We start from the raw sequence: 18,575 nt of genomic DNA, 5'->3' as shown, positions 1-18,575 counted from the left end.
CTCCAGTGAAAACCGGTTTCCACTTTTCGGGATCATGGTCTAACTCTTCGTCAGGACAGGAGCCGACGCGATGAACTGGATCACCAATTACGTTCGCCCGAAGATCAATTCGATGCTCGGCCGGCGCACCGACATGCCTGAGAACCTCTGGATCAAGGATCCGGAGACCGGCGAGATGGTCTTCCACAAGGACCTGGAGCAGAACCAGTTCGTCATCCCGTCCTCGGGCCACCACATGAAGATCTCGGCCAAAGAGCGGCTGAGATTCTTCTTCGACGACGGCAAGTACGAGATGCTCGAAAACCCCAAGGTGGTGCAGGATCCGCTGAAATTCCGCGACGAGAAGCGCTACACCGACCGGCTGAAGGACGCCAAGGCCAAGACCGGGCTGGAGGACGCGATCATCAATGCGCTGGGCACCGTCGAGGGCCTGCCGGTGGTGGTGACCGTGCAGGACTTCGCCTTCATGGGTGGCTCGCTCGGCATGGCCGCCGGCGACGCCATCGTTCGTGGCTTCGAGGTCGCAGTGCAACGCAAGCGGCCGCTGATCCTGTTCGCGGCATCCGGCGGCGCCCGCATGCAGGAAGGCATCCTGTCGCTCATGCAATTGCCGAGAACCACGATCGGCGTCGATCGACTGAAGGAAGCCGGTCTTCCCTATATTGTCGTCCTGACCAACCCGACCACCGGCGGCGTCACCGCCTCTTACGCCATGCTGGGCGACGTGCACATCGCCGAACCCGGCGCGCTGATCGGCTTTGCCGGGCCGCGCGTCATCGAGCAGACCATCCGGGAAAAACTGCCCGACGGCTTCCAGCGCTCCGAGTATCTGATGGAGCACGGCATGGTCGACATGGTGGTGTCGCGGCTGGAGATGCGCCAGACGATCGCGCGGCTCCTGAAAATGCTGCTCAAGCTGCCGGAAGAAGAAAAGCCGCTGGAGCCGGAAATCCTGCCGCCGATCGCGCTCCCGGCGGAAGCACGCCCGCAAGCCTGACGCGACATCCGTCGTCGCTAACCGCGATTGCGCGCCATCTGTGGCGCTGTAGCATCTTGATTTCGCGCATGATCCTTTCCGAAAATCGATTTTCGATTTTCGGGGTCATGCGCTAGGATTCTCCCATGACCACGCTTGCCGCCGACCGCGAAATCGAAAGCCTGATGTCGCTTCATCCGAAGGGCTTCGATCTTTCGCTCGACCGCATTTCGCGGCTGCTGGAGCGGCTTGGCAAGCCGCAGGACCATCTGCCGCCGGTCATCCATATCGCCGGCACCAACGGCAAGGGCTCCTGCGCCGCGTTTTCGCGGGCGCTGCTCGAAGCGTCCGGCCACCGCGTCCATGTCCACACATCGCCACATCTGGTGAACTGGCATGAGCGCTACCGGCTGGCCGCCGATGGCGGCGGCAGGCTGGTCGAAGACAAGGTCTTCGCCGACGCCATCGCCCGCGTCGCCAAAGCCAATGAAGGCCAGAAGATCACCGTCTTCGAAATCCTCACCGCCGTCACCTTCCTGCTGTTTTCCGAACATCCGGCAGATGCCGTCATCATCGAGGTCGGTCTCGGCGGCCGCTTCGACGCCACCAATGTCATCAGCGAGCCGGCGGTGTCGGTGATCATGCCGGTCTCGCTCGACCACGAATCCTATCTCGGCGACCGTGTCGAACTGATCGCCGCCGAAAAGGCCGGCATCATCAAAGCCGGTTGCCCGGTGGTCATCGGCGCGCAGGAAAGCGAGACGGCGCTGCAGGTGCTTATCGAAACCGCCGAGCGGCTCGACTGTGCCGCCTTCGTCTATGGCCAGGATTTCCTCGCCTTCGAGGAAAACGGCCGGATGGTTTATCAGGACGAAGACGGGCTGATGGACCTGTCGCCACCGCGCCTGCCGGGGCGCCACCAGTTCGCCAATGCGGCGGCGGCTATTGCGGCAGTCAAGGCGGCGGGCTTCGAGATCAGCCATCGCGTCGCCGACAAGGCGATGGCCAAAGTCACCTGGCCGGGGCGGATGCAAAAATTACCGCAAGGCAGGCTGACGGAACTGGCGCCAAAGGGCGCCGACATCTGGCTCGACGGCGGCCACAATCCAGGCGCCGGCGTGGTCGTCGCCGAGGCATTGGCCGAGCAGGAGGAAAAGAACCCGCGGCCGCTGTTCCTGATTTCCGGCATGATCAACACCAAGGACCAGAGCGGCTATTTCCGCGCCTTCAAGGGCCTGGTGCGGCATGTCTACACGGTACCAGTGAGCCTCAGCGAGGCCAGCGTGCCGAATGACGAACTGGCGATCCGCGCCGTCGAGGCCGGCCTGTCGGCCGAACCGGTGAGCTCCGTCGCCAACGCGCTGATGCTGCTGCGCGACACGTGGGACGGACCGCCGCCGCGCATCCTGATCAGCGGCTCGCTCTATCTGGCCGGCGCAGTGCTGGCCGAAAACGGCACGCCGCCGGTCTGAGGCGCTGGTTCACCAGGCCACGATGACGCCGGATTTCGTCAGATCACCGCGAGGAGCCAGTCATGATCAAGGTAAAGCAGCTCGCTCACGTTTGCATCTTCGCGGATGACCTCGAAGTGACGCGAAGCTTCTATCGGGACGTCCTCGGCATGGACACCCAGTTCAACTTCCTGCGCGACGGCAAGATTTTCGGTTTCTACCTCAATTGCGGCAGCCGCAGCCACATCGAGGTGTTCCAGAAAGATGAGGCCAGCTATAGCGACTTGAACCAGATCAACCACTTCTGCCTCGAAGTGGAAAACATTGACGCCGCGATCGCCCACGTAAGGTCGAAAGGCGTTGATATCACTTCAAAGAAACACGCGTGCGATGATACCTACCAGGCATGGATTCGCGATCCTAACGACGTGAAGATAGAACTGTTTGAATATACCGAGAAAAGTGCACAGTTCGTCGGAGGCGATCGTATCGCGGATTGGTGACCGCGCCTCCAGCCCTGGCGGCCTGAGACGGCCTTGGTGGATTACTTCAGCTCGATCTCGATGAAGGCGTACTCGCCTTCATTAGCATTGATGACGTCATGCTCCACGCCCTCCTTGCGGAAATAGGGCGCCCCCTTCTTCATTTCGGCGAAGGATTCGCCGTCCTTGGTCAGGAGCTTGAGCTTGCCGTCCATCAGCGGCACGATGACATAATCGTGGCCATGACGGTGCCAGCCGGTGTTGTCGCCTGGGGCGAAGCGGTATTCGGTGACGATGACGCGCTCATTGTCGATGAAGACGGTGGCCTTGGCGGATCCGGTCATGTCGTTCTCCTGCTTTAAGCCAGACAAGAGCATGAGGCGGCAAGTGGCGAGTGCCAGGGCGGACCAGCGCATGACCCAGAAAATCGGATTCGATTTTCTGGGTCATGCGCAAGATCAAGTCCTACAGCGTCCTTTGCGCGTCCAAGAGGACGCGCGGCGCTGTAGATGACGCCACGAAAAAGCCCGGCGCGAGGCCGGGCTTGAATGCAGAGATTCAGGGTCGGATCAAGCGAGATTGCCATTGATCCAGTGCGACAGCGCTGTCTTCGGCGCGGCGCCGACCTTCATGTCGGCCATTTCGCCGCCCTTGAAGATCATCAGCGTCGGGATCGAACGCACGCCGAACTGCGCGGCAAGCTCGGGATTCTCGTCAATATTGAGCTTGGCAATCTTGACCTTGCTGCCGAGTTCGATGGCGATGTCTTCCAGCGCCGGCGCGATCATCTTGCACGGCCCGCACCACTCCGCCCAGAAATCGACCACGACCGGCTCCTTGGCATCAAGCACATCGGTCTGGAAATTGCTCTTGTCGACCTTGACGGTGGCCATGCGAAAATCCTTTCGAGAGTTATTGTCGCACCAAATGTGGTGGTGGTCGCGCCCTTCTTCAAGCAGCTGTTGTGTCACGCTCCCGTGAGTCGGGCAAGGGCGTCGTCCATGACCACCGGCGGCAGCTCGATCAGCCGCGGCGCTTCCGTGAACAGCAGCGCCGCCGAGACCTCATGCCGGGGATAAAGCGGCTGGAGCAGCGCGCGATAGAGCGCGAGTTGCAGGACATAGGCCGGTGGAACGTCCGACAGGATTGCAGGCGCCGGCCGGTTGGTCTTGTAGTCGACGATCGACACCTTGCCTGATGTGACCGCCAGCCGGTCGATCTTGCCGGAGATCGAGCGCAGCTTGCCCTTGACCTCCAGGCTGCCCATGACCGCGACTTCAGCGCGTGAATTCGGCGCAAACAGCTGATCGAAACGGCTGTCGGCAAGGATCGCTGCCACCGAGGCCAAGGCCTTGTCGCGCTCGGTTTCAGGCCATTGCGCCCCGGCGCACCTGAGATAGCGCTCAGCGGCATCGCGGCGTTCGGCCTCCGCAATGCCGGGCAGCATCTGCAACAATTTGTGCAGCGCCAGCCCCCGCATCACGGCAAAGCCAGGCTCCGCCTCGGTGTCCAGCACCGGCGAGCCGGTGTCGATTACCGCTTCCCTGGCCTCGTCGATCAATGCCGAGGCACCGGACGGCGACAGCGGCCGCGGCAGATCCTCGAACGGCGGCAAGGGCTGGAACAGGGTCTTCGGCAACGGCTCGAACTGTAGCGTCTGCCGCGCCTCTTCGGCGGCCGCCAGTGCGACGGGCGGCAATTTTGTCACGTGAAAGCGATGCACGGTCTCGCCGGTGGCGGGGTGCTGCCGCTCGATGCTTTCGCGGGCGCCGACCAGCGCGCGGCTGACGATCGAATGCCAGGTGCCGGCGTTCGGTGCCCGCTTGCCGTGATAGCCGCAGACGATCAGCCGGTCCTCGGCGCGGGTCATGCCGACATAGAGCAGCCGGCGGTATTCGTCGTCGGCCAGCTCGCGAGCGCGGACCGAAGCGGCCCGCGAAAATCCATTGGCGACATCGCTGGCCGAGCGCCAGAGATAGCCCTTGCCGTCCCAATGGTCGCCCGAGCCATCGAACGGCATCAGTCTCGGCAGATGCTGGTCGCTAAACGGTGCCGAGCCACCATCGACCAGGAACACGACAGGCGCCTCCAGGCCCTTGGCGGCATGCACGGTCATGACGCGAACCTCGTCGCGGGTCTGGTCCATTTCACGCTTGATCTCGGGGCCGGCATTTTCCAGCGTCGACAGGAAGGATTCCAGTCCCGGCAGGCCGGTCCGTTCCTCGGCCAGGCAGAAGCTCAGGAACTCATCGAGGATGTCGCCGGCTTCCGGCCCGAGCCGCGCGATCATCTTCTTGCGCAGGCCGTCGCGGGCGAGAGCCCCGGCATAGAATTCGAACACCGGCTTGAATGCGGCCTCATCAGACCATGTGTCGAGTTGGGCAACGATTGCGGCCAAGGCGGCGCTTTCGCCGGCTTGCTGCCTGAGCGAAGCGATCACTGAGAGGCCGGACGGCCGCTCGCCGGCGAGCGCGAAAAGCATCTCTTCCGAAATATCGAAAATCGGGCTGCGCAGCACGGCGGCAAGCGACAGATCGTCCTCAGGCTGGACAAGAAAGTGGCCGAGCGCGATCAGGTCCTTTACCGCGATATGGCCGGGCAGGCTGAGCCGGTCGGCGCCTGCGACCGGTATGTCGCGGCGCTTCAGTGCGCGCGTCAGCGCATGGACGAAACGATCGCGCTTGCGCACCAGCACCAGCACATCGCCGGGCCGAAGCTTCTTGCCGCGGCCTTCGATGATCTCGCCGGCGCCGATCCAGCCGGCAATGGTCGCCGCGACGTTTTCGGCGACACGCACCGCCGGCGCATGGGCGTGGTCGACGGCTTGTGTCCAGTCGTCGGGTTCGTCGACGACGTCGGCACCGATCGACGGCCAGACCTCGACATAGCCCGGCGCATCGGTACGGATCGCCTTGTGGTTCAGCGGATCGGGATCGTGGCTGATGCCGCGCCGCACGACCGGGTCGGCAAAGACACGGTCCACCGCCGCAAGCACGTCGTCGGTCGAGCGGAAGGACCAGGTCAACTTGAGATCGGCGAAGGCGGCGTTGGCGTCGCGCACCCTTCCGGAAAACAGCAGCCTTGAGTCGGCGAAGGAATCGGGCGCCGCTCCTTGAAAGGAATAGATCGACTGCTTTTCATCGCCGACGGCAAACACCGTGCGGTGAACATTGTCGCGCGCGCCGAGCCCGGCAAAGAATTCCTCGGCCAGCCGCTTCACCACCTCCCACTGGTCGGGACTGGTGTCCTGCGCCTCGTCGAGCAGGATATGGTCGATGCCTTGGTCGAGCTTGTATTGCACCCAAGGGCCGGCGTCGGGCCGCGCCAGAAGATTGACCGTTCGGGTGATGAGGTCGTTGAAGTCGAGGAAGCCGCGGGCGCGCTTCAAATGCTCGTAGCGGGCGATCAGCCAGTCGGCGATGGTCAGCGCGGCAAGTGTGCCCTCGACCATCCTGAACAAGGCCAATCGATCGGAGATTTCGAGGATGGCATCGGCCGCCGCCTGATAGCGCTCGGCAAGATCCGGCAATCGGTCGAGCAACGCTTTCTTGAACGTCTTTGCCGGCTCATAAGGCTCGCCATCCGCCCGCAGGAAGGCTTTTGCCAGCAATTGCAGCCGGCGAACCGGATCATTCTCGGCGAAGGCAAGATGGGCGTAGGGCAGCAAATTGTTCAGCACGATGCGGGCATCGGCGGCTTCGGCAGCGCGGGCAAAGGTGACGAAATAGTCCGGCAGGAAGCCCGGCAGCGGCCAGACGGACGCCGCCAGGCCTTCGGCGGTAATGCCGGCACGAAACCTAAACTCGTCGAAGAGCGCCCGGAAACCATCGCCGCCGGCCGCGCTGATGAAGGCGCGCAAGCCGTCGCGCTTGCGCACGATCTCGGTCAGCAACGCGTCGAGCCCATGTTCGCCGCCGCGCTCCAGAATGGTGGCGAATGCCTCGGCCAGTCCTGCATCGCCGGCGGCCGTGCCCGAGATCATGTCACGGCGGGCGGCGGCGAAGAGCGACGCCTCCATCTGCGGATCGAGCATTTCGAAATGGGCCGGTATGTTGGCCTCTAGCGGAAACTGGTGCAGCACCGATTCGCAGAAAGCGTGGACGGTCTGGATCTTCAGCCCGCCCGGTGTCTCCAGCGCCTCGGCGAACAGCCGGCGGGCGCGGCGCATGGTTTCGCGATCGGGTTGGCGACCGTCCAGCGCCGCTATCTTAGTTGCCAGTTCGGCGTCGCCAAGCGCCGTCCATTCGGACAGCGTCGAAAACACCCGGTTCGACATATTGGCGGCGGCGGCGCGGGTGTAGGTCAGGCACAGGATCTTCGATGGATCGGTGCCGCGCAGCAAGAGCCTGATGACGCGCTGGGCCAGCACATGGGTCTTGCCCGATCCGGCATTGGCCGACACCCAGGCGGAATTTTTCGGGTCGGAGGCGCTTGCCTGGCTGGCGGCGGTGTCGGTCGGGATGGGATAGGCCTTCTTCATGCCTCCCCTCCTTCGTCGTCGGCGTCGCCGCCGGCGGACCATTCGAGCACGCGGGCGAGATGGTCGTAATCGCCGTCGGTCTCGCCCTCGCGGAACGGCAGCGCGCGTGACAAATAGCCGGTCGTCGGGTCGGCATAATGGATCAGCAGTTTTTCGAGCCGCGCCCAGGCCTCCTCGGCGAGATCGGCGGCGGTTCGCGGCTTGCGGTTGTATTCGAGGATGGATTCCTCGAATACCTCGCCGTTCGGCTTCAGCCTGATGAAGGCCAGCTGCGACGGCTCGCGCGCGCCAAGCCCTTTGAAGGCGCCGCGCCTGAGCAGCGCGCCCTCGAGCGCCAATTGCGGCGAAAGCAGCGTATGGGCCTGCGCCTTGGACGGCGAGGAGCCGGTTTTGTAGTCCAGGATGTCAGCCATGCCGCCAGCCAGGAGATCGACGCGATCGGCATAGCCGGACAGCGTCACGCCGGACTGGCCGACGCCGGTTTTCTCGGCGCGCTCCTCGGCGTGGCGCCGTGTCACGGCGAAGGCGCGGCCGCGCTCCCATTTGATGATGCCGGCGGCGAGCTTTTCGAAGCGTGGCCACCACACCGCCTCGACATCGGGAGGAAGGGCCGCCTCGGCAAAGCATTGGCGGCCGGCGGCGATGAGGCCGTCCAGCGCCTCCGGCACAAGCGGATCGGCCACTGTCCGCGAGAAAATATGCAGGATGGCGTGAAACAGCGTGCCGCGCTCGGCGGCGCCCGGGTCGCGGATGACCGAATCGAGCGGCATCAGGCCAAGAATCCTCCTGGCATAGACTGCGTAAGGGTCGCGCCGCAGCGTCTCGATCTCGGTGACGGAGAAATGCTGAGGCCGCACAGTCAGCGGCGGCTTCGGCTGCGGTCGCGGCGCGAAGTCTCTTCTTTCGCCGGCATCGATCGCACGGGCCCAGGACAGGAATTCATCGCCACGCCGGCGAAGCACCGCCGCATGGTCCTTGCCGATGAAGGTCAGGAGGCGCTGCAGCCAGCGCGACGGCACCGCCGGCGCGTCGCCCGAGCGGGCGGAGCGCGCCAGCACCACTTTCTTCGCGCCCATCGCCATCTGGAAATCATGGGCGGCCAAGCCGATGCGCCGTTCGGGCGGTTCGAGATCGATGCCGGTCTTCATCAGCCGCGACATGAAGCGGTCGCTTTCCGGCTTGCGCGGCCACACGCCCTCGTTGAGCCCGCCAATGACCAGCGTGTCGACGTTCTGCAACCGGGCTTCCAGCGCACCCCAGATGGCGATGTTCCTGTCGGTGCCTTGTGCCGGCTTGACGGTTTCGGGCGCGATCAGCGCCTCCATCACGTCAGGCCATTCGTCCGCCGCGAAGCAGAACGACGCCGAGGCAGCGACCAGCCCGCGCAAGAGCTCGGCGAGCTTTTCACCGGCGTCGCCGGCATAGAGCTCGCTCAGGCTGCCATCCGCGGTGCGGCCAAGACTTTCGAGCGCGACGACACTGGCCCGGGTCAATTCGGCAAGATCGGTTTCGGCTTGACTGCGAAAGGCGATCAGCGGCGCCAGCGCGGCGGCAAGGCGGATGAGCAATTCGCGGGCGCCCTCGATGTTTCGCACAGTCAGGCGGGAAAACCAGAACGGCGGGCGGGCATCGCCCAGGCTGATGAGACGGATCTCGAAGAGCTCAGGCAGCGATGCAATGTCGGGGCGGCCGGTGCCGCCGCGCAGCGCCACCAGTTCGATGATCTCCGCCGCATGACGGACGCTTGCGCGTTCCAGGCCGAGGCCAAGCAGCGGGTGCTTGAGCAGCGACAGCAGGGCGACCGGATCGCCGGGCCGGAACGCGGCCTGAAGCGCCAGCCTGAGCAGGCCAGCGGCAGGCGTGTTGATGAGCGGGGTGCCACCCGAATCGTCGGCGACGACACCAAACCGCAAGAGCTCGACTGAGACGCGCCGCGCCAGGGCGCGGTCGCCGGTGACGAGTGCGGCGCGCTGGCCGGGCTGTTCGACGGCTCGTTTGAGCGCGACGGCGATCGCTACGGCTTCGTCGCGTTCGCCGGCGGCTTCGAGAAGCGTCACGTCGACGAAGGCGTCAATGATGTCACCGGCGGCGAAACCGGCGCGCGTCTCGGCCCACAGCTCAGTGGTTTCGGCAGGCCGCAGCGCCTCGCCGACAAGGGCGGCGCGCAGCGTGAGCGGCCTTTTGGCAATGGCGATCTCCTCGACATCGCCGCGCAGCACGCCGATCTTGCCGATCAGTTTTGCCAGGCCGTATTGCGGATGGCCGAGCAAGGCCGGCCGCGCGCCGGGCGCCGCAATTGCCTGGAATGACGGCTCATCCAGCATCAGGTCGAGGCCGGGCAGCACGACCGCGCCGCTGGGCAGGCCGGCGATCACCGCAAGCAGTTCGGCGGTGGCGGGAATAGACCCGGTGGAGCCGGCGGCGATCACCGGTCCGGCCGGCGGATTGCGCTTCAGCCGTGCTGCTTCCAGCCTTATCAGCGCATTGCGATGCGCGGCCGGGTTGGAGCGATTGCGTTCCTCGAGGAGGTTGGGCCAGTTTTCGGTGACGATGCTCAGGAAATCGAGCGTCACTTGCCACCAGCCGGCGAGGTTGCCGGTCACCAGATCGGCGAGCTTGGTCCAGTCCGTACCTTCCGTCTCGATCTCGTCCATCAGCCGAGCCAGGTCGCGCGCCAGCCAGATGGCGTCGGCGGCGGAGGCCGGCACGACGATCTCTTCGTCGAAAAGTGCCGCGACATGCGCCGGCAGGCGGCGTTTCCAGGCGCGGACCAGCGGCGCCAGCAGCAGCAGGCGCTCGATCGCGGCGATCGGCGGTGCGAGCTCGATGGCGGCCGACGCGTCGGCCTCGAATGAAGCTTCGTCCTCGTCGAACTCGCCGAGCGGGCGGATGACCGGCAGAATCGCCGAGCGGCCGCCGAGACGGTCGACGAATACGCCGCGCAGCGCCCGTGCGGCTCGGCGCGTCGGCACGTAGATGGTGGCGTCGGCCAGCGCCAGCGGGTCGCCGTCGAAGCTGAAACCGGAAACGAGGCGCCCTGACAGCAGGGCCTCGGCCAGCGTCGGCAGAAACGGCGCTCCGGGCGGGATCGAGAAAACGCGGCGGGAGCCGCTCATTTCAACTCGGTGAGAGCGCTGGTCAACTCGGTAAGAGTGCCGGGCGACTCAGCAAGAGCGGTGGCAACGGCCGCTTCCGCAAGCGGAATGGCGTCGGGCGTGCCGACGGTGATCCAATGGCCGTGCATCACCATGCCGTACAGGCGGCCGGCTGCGATGGCCGCATCGAAATAGGCGTTGAGCGAGTGTGGGCCGGCCGGCGCATCCTTGAAAAGCCTGGGATGGACGATCGCCGCGCCCGCATAGATCAGGCCTGTCGGGTCACCTTTCGAACGCCGCAAGGCGCCGTCCGGCGCCATTAGGAAATCGGTGCCGCCGCTGTGTCCGGTTGCTGACTGGGGGTCCGCGAGCATCAGCAGAATATCCATTCTCGCCGCGTCCCATGCAAGGGCGAGGCGGGCAAGGTTGGGCACGCCGCTATCGATCCAGAAGGTGTCGGCATTGACGATGTAAAAGGGAGCCCCTCCCAGTTCCGGCAAAGCATGGACGATACCGCCGGCGGAATCGAGCAGTCTTTCGCTTTCGTCGGAAATGACGACGCGCGGCGCGCGGCGCGCGGCGACGTGGGCGACGATCTGCTCGGGAAAATAATGGACGTTGACCATGGCCTTGTCGACGCCGGCACGAGTCAGGCTGTCCAGACTCCAGTCGAGCAATGTCTTGCCTGATATCTTGACCAGCGGTTTCGGCATTGTGTCGGTGATTGGCCGCATGCGCTTTCCCAGCCCGGCGGCAAGCACCATTGCGGTTTTGGGGCGTGTTGTCACAGCGGCCGTTCCTCCAGCAAGCCATGGACTGTGTAGAAATCCCGCAAGCTGGCCAGCCCGGGATGCGCCAGCGCCCGCCGGAGATAATCGCGAATGCGCGGCAGGTGTTTCAGATAATAGGGCTTGCCGTCGCGCTTTTCGAGCCGGACGAAAATGCCGAGAATCTTCGAATTGCGCTGCGCCGCCATGATCGCATAGGTCTCGACGAATTCGTCTTCGTTAAAGGCGCCAGCCTTATGGCGCGCGGCGATATAGGCGTCGAGCGTTCGCCGCTCGATCTCAGGCGAAAGCGTGACGCGCGCATCCATGGCCAGCGAGGCGAGATCGTAGGCGGACGGGCCGATCAGCGCGTCCTGGACATCGACGATGCCGAGGCGATCGTGACCGGTACGCTCGCCGCGCCAGATGATGTTGGGCGAATGAAAGTCGCGCAGCATGAGCGTGTATTCGCGCCCCTCCAACCGGTCGAGAACCGCATTCCATTCCTTTGTATAGCCGGCGCGCAATGCATCGCTTGCCGGGGCGCCTGATATCGCCGGCACATACCAGTCGAGCAGCAATTCGGCTTCGATCATCATGGCGTCGCGGTCGAAAGGCGGCACGTCGTGAAACACACCGGGCGCGGCCTCGATGCGATCGGGCCATGCCTTGCCGTGCATCATGGCAAGCAGTTCGGCAGCCGCCGCGTAGCGCTCCGCCGCCGGCTGACCATGCTGGCCGAGAAATCCATCCGAGCCAAGATGCTCCAGCAGAAGAAAGCCCTGGTCCAGATCCTGCGCGTGGATTTCCGGGGCGCTGACGCCACCGGCCCGCAATGCCCGATCGACGGCGACGAAGGCCGCGACCGATTGCGCGGTGCGGGCGATCACCGCATAGGGCTTGCCGTCGCGGACCGGCGGCCCGAGCACTAGCCGCGGCGAGTTCATCAGCACGCGCGGCGGCAGGCCGGCCAGCGAGACGATCTCATAGGAGCGGGCCGAGGCGTCGCCGACAAAATAGCGTCTTTGCGCTTCACCCCAGCCAGCTCTTTCGAGAAACTCGCGCATGGCCAGCGATCGTGCCGCTCGCTCGACGGCAGCGCCTTGTCCCGACAATCTCGCCAGGCGTCCGTCGTCCTGATGGACCAGTTCGATCAGAACCGAAGTCTTTGGCAAATAGGCCTCTGCCCGTTCCGGCCATTCGACCAGGGCAGCGCCTTGCGCCAGCGCCTCGTCGAAACCCAGTTCGTCCAGTTCGGACGCCGAGGACAGGCGATAGAGGTCGAAATGATGGACGGGAACACGCGCCTCATAGCTCTGGACGAGCGTGAAGGTCGGGCTCGGCACGTCGAGACCGGCATCGTCGGTCATTGCCCTGATCAGCGCCCGCGCCAAACTCGACTTGCCGGCGCCGAGATCGCCTTTGAGCGCCAGCACGTCGCCGGGGCGCAGCGACATGGCCAGATCCTCGCCCAGCCTTGCGGTCGCAGCCTCGTCGGCGAGAAAACGCTCCAGCACCACGCCTGTCATCGAGCGCGCTACTCGGCCGCCGCGCGGATGCCGGACGGTGTATCCGGAAAGGCACAAATGACGGTGGTGCCCTTGTCCTTGCCGGTCTCAATGCGGACGCTGCCGCCATGCAGCTCGACAAAGCTCTTGACGATCGACAGACCGAGGCCGGCGCCGCGCCGGCGGCCGCCATTGGTGCGCGGTTCGAAACGCCGGAACACCGAATCGAGCAGGTCGGGCGGCATGCCGGGACCATCGTCGTGAACGGAGAATTCCACGCCTTCGGCAAGCGAGCGACAGGCGAGCGTGATGGTGCTCGCCTCCGGAGCGTAGTTCGCGGCATTGCTCAGCAGATTGTAGAGGATCTGGCGGATGCGGATTTCATCGCCGTGGAACGTCTTTGGCGCGGTGGCCGCGTCGATCTTGAGCCTGATCGAATGCTCTTCCAGCCGGTCGGCAACTAGTTCGGCGGCGGCGGCGATGGTCCGGTCGACGTGAACTTCGGAGATGTCGAGCTCCATGATCCCGGCATCCACGGTTGCCAGGTCGAGGATGTCATTGACGATGGTGAGCAGGACCGCGGAAGACGAGCCGACATGCTCGACATATTCGCGCTGCTTCTGGCTCAATGGCCCGGTCGACGGCAGCGAAAGAAGCTCGGTGAAGCCAATGATGTTGGTCAGCGGCGAGCGCAATTCGTAGGAGACGTGCTGCACGAACTCGTTCTTGAGCTGGTCGGATTTTTCCAGCGCCTCGTTCTTGTCCTTCAGCGCACGCTCGACATTGACGCTGTCGGTGACGTCGACGAAGGTCATCATCACCTGCCCGTTTGGCAGCGGGATCATCGCGTAGCGCAGCACGGTGCCGTTGTTCAGCTCGGTCTGGCCGTGGCGGTCGCGGCGCTCGTCGTCGAAACCGGTGATGGCGGCAACGAACCCGCGCCAGGGGCTGTCGGCGGCGCGCCGGTCGCACAGATCGCGGATCGTGGAGACGTGAATGTTGGGCTTGGCGGCGTCAGCGTCCAGCCCCCAAAGTGCTGCGAATGCCGGGTTCGACAATCTGAGCCTGCCGTCCGGGCCGAACACGGCCACGCCTTCGGCAAGATTGTCGAGCGTCTCGCCCTGAACCCGCACCGCGGTCTGATAGCGGCTTTCAAGGTCCATCTTCTCGGTCAGGTTCTCGAATACCCAGGTCACGCCGCCCTTGGGTTGCGGATTGGCGACGACGCGGATGGTCTTGCCGTCCGGCAGATGCCACCAATGTTCCTGCGACTCGACCGCGCGATAGGCGCCAAGCAGGCTTTCCTTCCAGCGCCGCCATTCGGGTTGCTCGGCGATCTTGCCTTCGCTGCGCAGCCGATCGAGCAACAAGGCGTTGTCGGGAGCGCTGTGCAGGAAGCCGCTGTCGAGACCCCATAGTTTCTGGAACGCCTGGTTGAAAAACCGCAGCTTTTCGTCGGTATCGAAAATCGCCACGGCGGTGTTGAGCTGATCGAGCGTGTCGGCGTGGCTCCGCACGGTCCGCTCATATTCGTTACGGATGGTTTCGATGGCGCTGGTGTCGCAGGCAAGACCCGCCGAGCCGTCGGCGCCAGCGAAGTCGGTCACGGCGAACATGCGGCGGTCGCCTTCGATCACGGTGGAAAGCGCCTGCTCGAAGACGGGATGCGACTTGTGCTGCGCAGCGATTGCTTCGCGCGCCTGGCCACCCAGGAATTCCTTCGCGTCGCGAACTGCAGCTTCGGCGTTTTCCGCCTCGACCGCCTTGGCATAGGCGCGGTTGACCCATTTCAGCCGCCCGTTCGCCGTGCGCAGCCATGCTGGCATGCTGAGTGCGTTGAGAAGGCCGAGCATGGTGTCATAGTCGGCGGCGAGACGCTGGTTCTCGATTTTCAGCCTGGCCTCGCTTCGCTGCGTTTCTGAAAGCGAGACGAAGCGGACGACCACGTGTGCTGCGCTCTTGCGCCCGTGCACTTCGAGCGGCGCACCGGCCTGCGATTCGATGACGAGATCGAACGGCTTCGCCTTTTCCCGCAGCCCCGCCACGGCATTTTCGAGCGCCGCCGCCGAGCGCGGCATCAGCCAACGGCCGAAGGCGAGGAAGGCGGCACGGTCTTCCGGAGCGCCGCTTTCAACGGGCAATGTCCCGACGAGCTCGGGCTTTTTGTTTTCCGAGGCCCATACGACGACACGCTGGCCGCGCAGGTTGAGCAGCGCCTCGGAGCGCTGCAGCGCAGCGTTGACGTCGGCCAGGCGGGCTCTGAGTTCGACATTCTGCGCCGAGGTGCGCGCCCGTTCGCGGATCAGGAAAATGGCCGAGACAAGTGCGGCACCCATGACGCCGACAAACATCGCGAGTTGCATGACCTCGACCGTGCTGACCGACAGCCCGGTTTTGGACGCAGCAGCGGGTCCAGCATGTGCCGAAAGGCCAAGCAGCGGACCGACGAGCGCGGAAGAAGCAAGCAATTTTCCGACGCGGCTGCCAGCGCGCCATAAGAGGCTTCCGCCTCTGGCAGCGGAACCCATGGTCACCGAATCGTTGCGGCCGCCGGAAACGGCCTGTCCCGCGCAAGGCGGGTAATCCCCCGGCATGTCCTGGTCCTCTTCGCCGCCTGAATGCAAGACCGCCCTGATGCGGGTGTCGGCCCTCGTCCCCGGACCCGCGAATCAGCACCATAGCGCTTGCGCGAATCGGCGTGAAGAATCAATCAGCGCAAAAATAAAGCCGGGCGAAAAGTCAATCGCCCGGCATCAATATCTAGTGGTAATTTCCGCTGTGGTTAATAGCGGTAGTGTTCCGGCTTGAACGGTCCCTGCGTGGTCACGCCGATATAGGCGGCCTGTTCGCCGGATAGTTCGGTAAGCCGGGCGCCGAGCTTGTCGAGATGCAGGCGCGCGACCTTTTCATCGAGATGCTTCGGCAGCACATAGACCTGGTTCTGATACTGGCCGGGCTTGGTGTACAGCTCGATCTGGGCCAGCACCTGGTTGGTGAAGGACGCCGACATGACGAAGCTCGGGTGGCCGGTGGCGTTGCCGAGATTGAGCAGGCGACCTTCGGACAAAAGGATCATCCGCTTGCCGTCCGGGAAGGTGATCATGTCGACCTGCGGCTTGATGTTGGTCCACTTCAGGTTGCGCAGCGACGCCACCTGGATCTCGTTATCGAAGTGGCCGATATTGCCGACGATCACCATGTCCTTCATCGCCCGCATGTGGTCGATGGTGACGACATCCTTGTTGCCGGTGGTGGTGATGATGATGTCGGCGGTCGGGGCGGCATCTTCGAGCGTGACGACTTCGAAGCCGTCCATCGCCGCCTGCAATGCGCAGATCGGATCGACCTCGGTGACCTTGACGCGGGCGCCGGCGCCCTTGAGCGATGCCGAAGAGCCTTTGCCGACGTCGCCATAGCCACAGACGACCGCTACCTTGCCGGCCATCATCGTGTCGGTGCCGCGGCGAATGCCGTCGACCAGCGATTCCTTGCAGCCATATTTGTTGTCGAATTTCGACTTGGTCACGCTATCGTTGACGTTGATCGCCGGAAACGGCAGCAGGCCCTTCTTCTGCAACTGATAGAGCCGGTTGACGCCGGTGGTGGTCTCTTCGGTGACGCCGCGGATCGCTTCCTTCTGCTTGGTGAAGAAACCGGGCGATGCCGCCATCCGCTTCTTGATCTGGGCAAACAGGATTTCTTCCTCCTCGCTGCCCGGATTGGAGAGCACATCCTCGCCGGCTTCGGCACGCGCGCCGATCAGGATGTACATGGTGGCGTCGCCGCCATCGTCGAGGATCATGTTGGAGGTGCCGCCATCGGCCCACTGGAAGATCTTGTCGGTGTAGACCCAGTAGTCCTCGAGCGTCTCGCCCTTGACGGCGAAGACCGGAATGCCGGCCTCGGCGATGGCCGCGGCCGCATGGTCCTGGGTCGAGAAGATGTTGCAGGAGGCCCACCGGATATCGGCGCCGAGCGCCTTCAGCGTTTCGATCAGCACCGCCGTCTGGATGGTCATGTGCAGCGAACCGGTGATGCGCGCGCCCTTGAGCGGCTGCGCCTTGCCGAATTCTTCGCGGCAGGCCATCAGGCCCGGCATTTCGGTCTCAGCGATCTCGATCTCCTTGCGGCCCCAGCCGGCAAGCGAGATGTCGGCGACCACACAGTCATTGCTACCCGTCATGGCAGTGCTCCGATGTGAATTGTCTTCGGGATGCGCCCGCGCCGGAAGGCGTGTCGAAGGGCGCGAGTTGCCGGCCTGACTAGCAGATCGTCGGTCGGACGACAATGGGATATAAAGAAATCTTTATCCGTACATGTCTTCGGAGGCGCACCGGCGCGAAACCGGAATCGATTTTCGGAAGCACCATGCCCAAAGGACGCGCGGTGCTCTGGGCGTCAGGACTCCTCGCCGAAGCGGGAGGCGACCAGTTGCTCCAGTGCGTCGATCACCTGCTCGGCCTCCGGGCCGCTGGCGGTGACGCGGATCGAAAAGCCGGGGCTCGCCGCCAGCATCATGAGGCCCATGATCGAGGTGCCGCCAACCGTGACGCCGTCCTTCTCGACCTGGACGGAGGCGTCGAAGCCGCTGGCGACCTGAACGAACTTCGCCGAGGCGCGGGCATGCAGGCCACGCTGGTTGACGATTGGAAATTCCCGGACGATGTCACCCTTCTTGGCCGACAGCGCGTTCATTTGCTGCTCAGCAGCTGGCTGGCGACATTGATGTATTTGCGCCCGGCCGCCTGCGCCTCGTCCAGCGCTACGCTCATATTGTCGCCCTTGCGAATGCTGGACAGCTTGATCAGCATCGGCAGGTTCATGCCGGCAATGACTTCGGTACGACCGGATTCCATCACCGAAATGGCGAGATTGGAGGGCGTGCCGCCGAACATATCGGTCAAAACGATGACGCCTGCCCCGGTGTCGACACGGGCAACGGCATCGACGATGTCGCTGCGGCGCTGCTCCATATCGTCATCAGCGCCGATCGCCACGGTCTCGAAACTGTCTTGTGGCCCGACGACATGTTCCACGGCATGGCGGAATTCGGCGGCCAGTTGACCGTGCGTTACAAGCACGAGTCCGATCATTCTTTGGTGGCTCCCGTCATCGCCGCTTCATAGGCGTTTCATGCTCGCCGGCCATGCAGGCGGCGGGAGCGCTATCTTGTCGACGCGAGGCGCGTTGACAAGCCCAAAATTGCACCGGCGCAGGCCATTTTGACGCATTGCAGCAAAAATTTGAAATTGGATTATACGAAAGGCGCAATTAGCAGCCGCGCCATCACGGCCGGCAAGGCCGCCGGAACATTGCGTTCGGCAAGATCAATGCGCGGCACCGGACAGCCCGCAATGGGCTCGCTGACATCTTCCTGGAAGCGGGCCACCTCGCTTGCTGGCACCAGCCGGACGCGAAGGTCGATCACGCCGCCGGGCTCGAACAACAATGGCCGCGGGCCGAATCCAGGCACCTCGGCGAGGCCGGCGATGGGGCTGGGCACCCGGCAGACCAGCCGCCCCGCGTGATCGGCGGCGAGGAGCCTGTCGTCACCGATCAGCCGCGAAAACAATCCATGCCGGCGACAATGATCGATGAGGGCGAGAGCCAGCGTCGTCTTGCCCGAGCCGGACGGTCCCGTGATAAGGACACCACGCTCGCCGATCAGGATCGCCGTGCCGTGAATGTTCTCAGCCTGCACAGTCGGATCAGGCATGATCTTGTCCGAAACCCGGTCCCCACTTTTTTTCGGGATCATGCTTTTTGGTTTACGCATGATCTTGTTCCGAAAACCGGTACCCACTTTTTGGATCATG

The 18,575-nt window shown here is 64.1% G+C and carries 14 protein-coding genes; 3 read left to right on the top strand and 11 right to left on the bottom strand.

Translation table 11 applies throughout. The annotated features are described in order from the left end of the window. The first annotated feature begins 70 nt into the window (after positions 1-70). From accD to AC0L14_RS07150, 3 genes are all read left to right on the top strand, one after another. Entirely contained in the window at positions 71-997 is a 927-nt protein-coding gene (gene accD / locus AC0L14_RS07160) for an acetyl-CoA carboxylase, carboxyltransferase subunit beta (RefSeq protein WP_473527117.1), read from the top strand. A gap of 125 nt (positions 998-1,122) precedes the next feature. Then, positions 1,123-2,448: a bifunctional folylpolyglutamate synthase/dihydrofolate synthase gene (locus AC0L14_RS07155; protein ID WP_473527116.1), complete on the top strand. Its 1,326-nt coding sequence runs from the start codon at positions 1,123-1,125 to the stop codon at positions 2,446-2,448. Positions 2,449-2,510: 62 nt separating this feature from the next. Further along, the gene (locus tag AC0L14_RS07150; RefSeq protein WP_473484442.1) at positions 2,511-2,930 is read left to right on the top strand and encodes a VOC family protein; all 420 of its coding nucleotides are present in this window, start codon (positions 2,511-2,513) and stop codon (positions 2,928-2,930) included. A 41-nt stretch (positions 2,931-2,971) separates the two neighbouring features. On the opposite strand, the gene AC0L14_RS07145 is transcribed toward AC0L14_RS07150, so the two are convergent. The 11 genes from AC0L14_RS07145 to AC0L14_RS07095 all read right to left on the bottom strand — a co-directional run bounded on the left by AC0L14_RS07145 (position 2,972) and on the right by AC0L14_RS07095 (position 18,475). Then, complete coding sequence (locus tag AC0L14_RS07145; RefSeq protein ID WP_065011517.1) at positions 2,972-3,253, bottom strand: cupin domain-containing protein; 282 nt, start codon at positions 3,251-3,253, stop codon at positions 2,972-2,974. Positions 3,254-3,478: 225 nt separating this feature from the next. Then, positions 3,479-3,802, bottom strand: coding sequence for a thioredoxin (gene trxA / locus AC0L14_RS07140; protein ID WP_027152031.1), 324 nt, complete (start codon positions 3,800-3,802; stop codon positions 3,479-3,481). Positions 3,803-3,876: 74 nt separating this feature from the next. Further along, entirely contained in the window at positions 3,877-7,389 is a 3,513-nt protein-coding gene (addA, locus tag AC0L14_RS07135; protein ID WP_473749023.1) for a double-strand break repair helicase AddA, read from the bottom strand. Continuing rightward, a complete protein-coding gene (addB, locus tag AC0L14_RS07130) occupies positions 7,386-10,505 on the bottom strand; it encodes a double-strand break repair protein AddB (protein ID WP_473749022.1) in 3,120 nt (1,039 codons plus the stop codon). Before addB ends, addA begins: the two co-directional genes overlap by 4 nt. Further along, positions 10,502-11,272, bottom strand: a complete 771-nt coding sequence (locus AC0L14_RS07125; protein WP_473749020.1) for a nucleotidyltransferase family protein — start codon at positions 11,270-11,272, stop codon at positions 10,502-10,504. Before AC0L14_RS07125 ends, addB begins: the two co-directional genes overlap by 4 nt. Then, entirely contained in the window at positions 11,269-12,780 is a 1,512-nt protein-coding gene (gene tsaE / locus AC0L14_RS07120) for a tRNA (adenosine(37)-N6)-threonylcarbamoyltransferase complex ATPase subunit type 1 TsaE (RefSeq protein ID WP_473749019.1), read from the bottom strand. Before tsaE ends, AC0L14_RS07125 begins: the two co-directional genes overlap by 4 nt. Before the next feature lie 8 nt (positions 12,781-12,788). Then, a complete protein-coding gene (locus tag AC0L14_RS07115) occupies positions 12,789-15,353 on the bottom strand; it encodes a sensor histidine kinase (protein ID WP_473749018.1) in 2,565 nt (854 codons plus the stop codon). Positions 15,354-15,541: 188 nt separating this feature from the next. After that, the gene (ahcY, locus tag AC0L14_RS07110; protein WP_473749016.1) at positions 15,542-16,942 is read right to left on the bottom strand and encodes an adenosylhomocysteinase; all 1,401 of its coding nucleotides are present in this window, start codon (positions 16,940-16,942) and stop codon (positions 15,542-15,544) included. Between the two features lie 215 nt (positions 16,943-17,157). Beyond that, positions 17,158-17,454, bottom strand: a complete 297-nt coding sequence (locus AC0L14_RS07105; protein ID WP_123146245.1) for an HPr family phosphocarrier protein — start codon at positions 17,452-17,454, stop codon at positions 17,158-17,160. Further along, a complete protein-coding gene (locus tag AC0L14_RS07100; RefSeq protein ID WP_473484455.1) occupies positions 17,451-17,852 on the bottom strand; it encodes a PTS sugar transporter subunit IIA in 402 nt (133 codons plus the stop codon). Before AC0L14_RS07100 ends, AC0L14_RS07105 begins: the two co-directional genes overlap by 4 nt. A gap of 161 nt (positions 17,853-18,013) precedes the next feature. Continuing rightward, a complete protein-coding gene (locus AC0L14_RS07095; protein WP_473484457.1) occupies positions 18,014-18,475 on the bottom strand; it encodes an HPr kinase/phosphorylase in 462 nt (153 codons plus the stop codon). Positions 18,476-18,575 lie beyond the last annotated feature (100 nt).

Source organism: Mesorhizobium sp. WSM4841 (assembly GCF_055811515.1).
The sequence above is the reverse complement of the archived record's forward strand: the minus strand, read 5'-3'. Positions and strand labels throughout refer to the sequence as shown.